Consider the following 455-nt stretch of genomic DNA (forward strand, 5'->3'; position numbering starts at 1 on the left):
GGGACGGTTCTGTACTGACCCCCAAAAGTTAGAGTAAAATCTGGCTTTTGGGGTGTTTATTTATGGGCAAATATAGTGAAGAATTAAAACTATTGGTGGTAAGAGAATATCTGGAAGGAAATCTTGGATATAGAGCCCTTGCCAAGAAACATGGGATTAAGTCGAAATCAGCCATTGAAAGATGGGTGAAAGTTTACGAGAAGTTCGGGCAGAATGGGTTAACTAGTAAGAAACATCCCGAAAGTTATCCTGTTAAATTAAAGCTGGATGTATTAAGCTTTATAAAAAGAACAGGATCTTCAGAAACTGAAGCTGCGCTTCACTTTGGGATAACCACCCCAACTATCATATCCTCATGGAAAAAGACTTTCTTAGAGGATGGGAGTGAAGGCCTGAAAAAACCGAAAGGAAGGCCGCCCATGTCTGATATAGCTGAGAACAAAAAAGGTAAACAA

At 39.8% G+C, this 455-nt stretch carries 1 protein-coding gene; it reads left to right on the top strand.

Going from position 1 to position 455, the window contains the following annotated elements; genetic code table 11:
* Positions 1-62: 62 nt before the first annotated feature.
* Positions 63-455, top strand: a 393-nt coding sequence (locus tag H0184_RS27325) for a helix-turn-helix domain-containing protein (RefSeq protein WP_221831161.1), incomplete at its 3' end; no start/stop codon positions are given.

It is taken from the genome of Neobacillus niacini, assembly GCF_019749295.1.
GTDB classification, from domain to species: domain Bacteria; phylum Bacillota; class Bacilli; order Bacillales; family Cytobacillaceae; genus Neobacillus; species Neobacillus niacini_D.